The 5,813-nt window shown below is 59.2% G+C and carries 5 protein-coding genes and 1 pseudogene; 2 read left to right on the top strand and 4 right to left on the bottom strand.

The annotated features are described in order from the left end of the window. Positions 1-238 precede the first annotated feature (238 nt). Positions 239-2,011, bottom strand: coding sequence for an aspartate--tRNA ligase (gene aspS / locus P9M14_18480; GenBank protein MDP8257737.1), 1,773 nt, complete (start codon positions 2,009-2,011; stop codon positions 239-241). Positions 2,012-2,124: 113 nt separating this feature from the next. Here aspS and P9M14_18475 point away from each other — a divergent pair, with 113 nt between their 5' ends. Both P9M14_18475 and P9M14_18470 read left to right on the top strand, forming a co-directional pair. Then, positions 2,125-2,778, top strand: coding sequence for a cyclase family protein (locus P9M14_18475; GenBank protein MDP8257736.1), 654 nt, complete (start codon positions 2,125-2,127; stop codon positions 2,776-2,778). A 34-nt stretch (positions 2,779-2,812) separates the two neighbouring features. Then, entirely contained in the window at positions 2,813-3,985 is a 1,173-nt protein-coding gene (locus P9M14_18470; protein MDP8257735.1) for an MFS transporter, read from the top strand. A gap of 17 nt (positions 3,986-4,002) precedes the next feature. Here the strand turns inward: P9M14_18470 and P9M14_18465 are convergent. The 3 genes and pseudogenes from P9M14_18465 to P9M14_18455 all read right to left on the bottom strand — a co-directional run bounded on the left by P9M14_18465 (position 4,003) and on the right by P9M14_18455 (position 5,550). Continuing rightward, positions 4,003-4,611: pseudogene (locus tag P9M14_18465) on the bottom strand (SGNH/GDSL hydrolase family protein). A 54-nt stretch (positions 4,612-4,665) separates the two neighbouring features. After that, positions 4,666-4,998, bottom strand: coding sequence for a gamma-glutamylcyclotransferase family protein (locus P9M14_18460; protein MDP8257734.1), 333 nt, complete (start codon positions 4,996-4,998; stop codon positions 4,666-4,668). Between the two features lie 237 nt (positions 4,999-5,235). Then, positions 5,236-5,550 (bottom strand): hypothetical protein, encoded by a 315-nt coding sequence (locus P9M14_18455; GenBank protein ID MDP8257733.1) that lies wholly within the window; start codon positions 5,548-5,550, stop codon positions 5,236-5,238. Positions 5,551-5,813: the final 263 nt, after the last annotated feature.

The raw sequence follows: 5,813 nt of genomic DNA, 5'->3' as shown, positions 1-5,813 counted from the left end.
TATATGAACATCGCATGGAGCCAAATCGCGATTACCAAGTAATATCAACGACTATACGCGCTTCGTAACCTATACGAAATCTGTGATTTGAAATCCCAATTCGCATGCAAGTCCTAAAGTATTTTACTAAGGGCTCGTTGTTAAGTATCTGATTAATAGCGGAAATATCGGGTAAAACCGCAAAAAAACGCACTTGAGGCGCTACTTTAACTTTGGGCGTATACTACTGGAAATCGTGCTAGAAAATCCCAAGGTCGCGGCGGCCGGTCACGGGTGTGGGTGCGCCGGTCAGCGGGCACGAGGCGCTCTGGGTCTTGGGGAAGGCGATCACGTCGCGGATTGAATCCTCCCCGGCGATGATGCTCGCCAGACGGTCCAGGCCCAGGGCGATGCCGCCGTGTGGCGGTGCGCCGTATTCCAGCGCGCGTAGGAAAAACCCAAACTTTTTAGACACTTCCTCGTCCGGGATGCTCAGCACCTCGAATATGCGCCGCTGGACCAACGGGTCGTGGATGCGGATCGAACCGCCGCCGATCTCCTCGCCGTTGAGCACCAGATCGTAGGACCGTGCGCTGATCGACAGTAAAGCCTCGTGATCATCGCTATTTAGCGCCGCGCAGTCGTCGGGTTGGGTAAAGGGATGGTGCATCGCCTTGAAGCGTGTGCGGGCACTGTCGAACTCGAGCAGCGGAAAGTGGGTGATCCAGCAAAAGTGCAGCGGTCGCTTGGGGTTACGTAGCCCAAGCAGGTCAGCCACGATCAGCCTAATCTCGCCGAGGTTGCGTCTGACTTGCAGCGGGTCGGACCCGGCCTGGAACAGTATCAGGTCGCCGTCGGTCCCCGGCTCGAGCAGCCGGACCATGTCCGCGCGCTCCTCGTCCGAGAAGTATTTTGCCAGCTGTGACACGAACTTACCTTCGCGTACGTGACCCCAGGCCGGCGCCGATGCACCCGCATCTTCGGCATAATCGCGGATCAACTCGATCTGCTTTTTAGACAGCGTGTGCTCGGAGGGCACGCGGATCGCCATCACAGCGCCGCCCTCGTCGATCAGCTTGCGAAAGATCTTGAATTCGGTGTTGCGCAATGCCTCTGTGATCTCAATTAGTTCCATGCCAGGGGACACGTCGGGCTTGTCGCTGCCAAAGCGGTCGATGGCCTCGGCGTAGCTCAGGCGCGGAAACTCGCCCGGATCGGGCTGCCCGACCTGCACCATGCTCTCGCGCACCAACGACTCGGTGAGGTTCATCACGTCCGACTCGTCGACAAAGCTTAACTCCATGTCAAGCTGAGTGAATTCGGGCTGACGGTTGGCGCGCAGATCCTCGTCGCGAAAGCAGCGCGCTACCTGGAAATAGCGTTCAATCCCGCCGATCATCAGCAGTTGCTTGAACAGTTGCGGCGACTGGGGCAGGGCGTAGTACGAGCGCGGGTGGATCCGGCTGGGCACCAGGTAGTCGCGCGCGCCCTCGGGCGTGCTCTTGCCCAGGATCGGCGTTTCGACCTCGCAGAAATCGCGGGAATCGAGCCCGTCGCGCAGGGATTTAATCAACTTGGAGCGCAGACGCAGGTTGCGCTGCATCCGCTCGTTGCGCAGATCGAGGTAACGAAACGCCATCCGCACTTCCTCGGAAAGCGAATCGGTATCGCTGAGTTTGAACGGCAGCGCCCGCGAGCGCGAGAGCACATCCAGGCCCTCGATGCTCAGCTCGATCTCCTTGTTGTCCAGGCTGGTGCGCTCGGTGCCCGCCGGACGCCGGCGCAGCTTGCCGCGGAACGCCACGACCCATTCGGCGCGCAGGGAGCTGGCCTGCTGCCATTCCTGCGGCGTAAGCAGCTCGGGGTCGGCCACGCACTGGATGCGGCCCGAGCCATCGCGTAAATGAAAAAAGACCAATCCTCCGTGATCACGGTAGGTCTCGATCCAGCCCGCGAGCCGCAGCTCGCTGTCCACAGCCGAGGCATCCGCCTCGGAGATCCAACATGTGCGATAAACCGTTGCGCCGCCCATCGATTCTCTCCGTTCCTTTAAAAACAGCACTCATACGACACGACAGCCTGTTTTGCAACATCAGCGGACCGCGGATGTATACTAGCCCGCAACAGAATTGCGGAGAGCAGGCGATGGCGACAACGATCGACAGCAGCGGATGGATCGACGTAACCGTCGGTCTGCGTGACAAGATGCCCAGCTGGCCCGGCGATCCATTGGTCAAGATCAGCAAGGTTTTGGACATGGACAAGGGTGACCGGCTGAATCTTACGCAGATCCAGATCAGCGCCCACAGCGCGACCCATATGGACGCGCCGCGACACTTCATCCGCGACGGCCAATCGGTGGATCAGGCGCCGCTGGACGTGCTGATCGGCAGGGCCCGCGTGATCGAGATTGCGGACACCGAATCGATCAAGGTCGAGGAGCTAAGAAAGCACGGGGTGCGCAAAGGCGAGCGGCTACTGTTCAAGACTCGGGGCGGCGATCAACTGTGGCAACGCGACTCGTTCGCCACCGATTACGTCTACATATCCGATTCCGCGGCGCGCATGCTGGCGGCAACGGAAGTAAGGCTGGTGGGAATCGACTACCTGTCGGTGGAGGGTTTCGATTGCGAGGATTCCCCGACCCACCTGGCGCTGCTCGGCGCGGGGATTTGGCTGATCGAGGGGCTCGACCTGTCGCGCGTTACGCAGGGCGAGTACGAGATGATCTGCCTGCCGCTGAAGATCGTTGGCGCAGACGGTGCGCCCGCCAGGGTGCTGCTGCGACCTGTGCCATGATCGGGCTGCGGCGCGGTCGGATAAACCGCGTGTCATGAACCCAGACGGCGAGCGACGCAATTTCCTGGGCGGCTCGCTGCCGCTGACCGGTGCCTCGTTCGCCTCGATGTTTTTCATCGGCGTGGCATTGGCGATCGTCGGGGCTGCGGCCAAGGACGTGGGGTTGTCGCCCAGCCAGATCGGCTGGTTGATCTCCACCAAGTATCTGGGCTTTCTCGTGGCCGTGCTGGTCAGCGGCTGGATGGCGGATCGGTACAGTAAAACCCGCTTGCTGTTCGTGGGCAGCCTGCTGCTCTCAGCAGCGTTCAGTCTGTTTTATCTATCGCCGATTTTCTGGGTCAACCTGATCGTGATTGTTTTCGTCGGCCTGGGAGCGGGGACCTACGAGGGTGTATCCGACGCGCTGTTGCTCGACGTGCATCGCCGCAACCCAAGCCGATACATCGCGGTCAACCACTTTTTCATCACCTTTGGTATGGCCGCCATTGCGCTCTACCTGATCTTTCTGCAACTGGACTGGCGCAGGTCGATGGTTCAGGCAGGCGTATCGGTGGCGGTATTGGCCGTGTTCTACCTGCTGGCGCGACAGCGCCCGCGTCCTGCGCGCAGCCCCGATCTTCGCAGGGGCTATCCCTCGATTACGCATAGGCGGGGGCTGTTGCTGTTGTTCCTGGCCACCGTTCCAGCGGCGGGAGTCGAGCTGGGCACCGTGGGCGTGCTGACCAGTTTTCTCGTTGATCTGCGTGGTAGCTCGATCCAGATGGCCAAGATCGGTCTGGTGATTTTTCTCGCCGGAATCTTGGCGGGCAGGCTGCTCTCGGGCGTATTGATACGCGAGTCAATGATTGTGCGCTATCTACAGGTTGCGCTGGCCGCCTGCGTCGTGGCGTTCGGAGTGCTCTATTTCGTCGACCTTGGAAGGCTGACGTTGGTCGCGGTGTTCCTCTGCGGACTGGCGATCAGCGCGGTCAGCCCGCTGATCTTTTGCCTGGCTGGTTTGCGCTGGTGCGACGACCCAGGAACAGTGATGGCCCTTGTTAAAGCCTCGGTCCCGGGTGGCGGAATACTGTTGCCGTTATTGATCGGGGTGATCAGTTCCCTCGCGTCATTTAGTATTTCACTGATTGTTTTTCCGCTGGCCTCCCTGGCTTCTCTGGTGCTGCTCTGTGTGGCCGTTGCACGTCTGCCCGAGCAGAAAACGGCTTAGCCGGACTGAGGCTTTGCCTATCGCCGCAACCTGTGGCCGCTCAACTTGATAGAGGTATAAAATAGCTCTTTGGCGATCAGTGCATGTCCCTTGGAATTGGGATGGACGAAGTCGGCGAAGTAGGTCGTGCTGACCAGCCCGCGCTGATCGCTGTCCTTTGCGCGGAACAGCCTGGCAATATCGATCAGCGGCACATCCTGATCCAGCGCGATGTCTCGCAATAAATCGTTCATCTGCGAGGAGGCGCGTCCTGCCGGATTTAGGTCGACCGATTGAGCCACGGTCTGCACCGGGTCGCTGACGACCATCAGCCGCAGCAGCCGGTAGAGGGCCATGTGGCGCAGGACCAGGCGGGTACGCAACAGCCGGGTGTTCAGCTTGACGCTGCTCTCACTGTCGTAATGGCCGATCGAGTCGTTATTGCCCACGTAGATGAAGACGATGTCCGGTGAACAAGGCAGCACCACATCTTCGAGCATGCGCAGCGCCTGATACGATGTATATCCTGGGACGCCGGCGTTGATCACCTGGGCGGACGCGGGGCCGTATTTTAATCTGAGCAGGCGTTCGAGCAGCGCCGGATAGATCGTACGGTGGTCGAACGAACCCAGCCCGAAGGTCGAGGAGTCGCCGACGCAGGCGGATCAGGTTTTCCAGGAAGGTGTGCAAGTCAACGATCCTCAGGCTTTGACGTAGGTAAACGCCTTGAGCCGCAGCTCGCCGCAGACAGCTTCGATCACGATCCGTTTCCGCAGATCTCCGGCCAGTTCCAGGCCCTCGATCAGCTCAATGTCTTGCTCGGACAGATCGAGCCAGACCACGCCGGTGAGCACGGCCACGGGATCGGTCGAGGGCAGCATGAACGCCACGTCAACGCCGCCGATCGTTTCGCTGCCGCGCTGATAGCCCTTAACAACGGCGGGCGCGAATGCCGGGGATCGGCCCAACAGCGCGCCGAGCTTTTCCGGGTTTTGCAATGCACCGCAGACGAAAACGTGGCGTTCGCCCCGCAACGGATTCGATTGCTCTTGACCGGGAATTACGAAATACAACGCTTGATTCAATGGGTCATATATTGGTATATGCACCGGTTTTCCTGTCGTGGTTTTTTAAAGGACTTGTTCTTGTCCGAGGTACGAGAAACGCATCTTAAACAATATTCGGTTTAAAGCGAAACCGTCAGCGTCGTTTGACAGGATCGATTGCAAGCACGCCCGGGCTTTGGGCGGCTCGCATGGCGCAGCGCGGGCTCACGCGTACGCTGGGCCATTGCGCGGCGCATGACTCAGCTCGAGCAGGCCGTAGCGCGCCGCATGCTCGAACTTCAGGTCGATCAGCCCCTGGCCGCCACGCTGGGTCATCGGGTTAAGCAGCGCAGTGATGCGTTCGATCGGTCCGCCCAGGGCGGCCAGCGGCAGCAGCATGTCGAACGCCGGATGGCGTAGGTAGTCGTTTGGTTCCAGCGGCTGTGCCTCAAGCTTGGCGGCGCTGAAGCTGTCCTGCCAGTCCGAGACGATGACGACGATTCGGGGTGCTGCGGGTAAAAGCCGCTGATCGTAAATCATGTGCTTTTTCAAGGCGGGTAGGGCATTTTAGTAAGAAATTACTTTACATCTGTGATTTGCCCAAAAATCGATGATTATTGCTGCTAATCAAGCACTTGTGGGCTATTCCATGATACTTTACGTGAGGTGTTGCATACGAATTGGGATTTCAAATCACAGATTTCGTATAGGTTACGAAGCGCGTATAGTCGTTGATATTACTTGGTAATCGCGATTTGGCTCCATGCGATGTTCATATACTGCTTTCCCCTGTCGCGCAAGTT

This window comes from Candidatus Alcyoniella australis (assembly GCA_030765605.1).
Classification (GTDB): domain Bacteria; phylum Lernaellota; class Lernaellaia; order JAVCCG01; family Alcyoniellaceae; genus Alcyoniella; species Alcyoniella australis.
The sequence above is the reverse complement of the archived record's forward strand: the minus strand, read 5'-3'. Positions and strand labels throughout refer to the sequence as shown.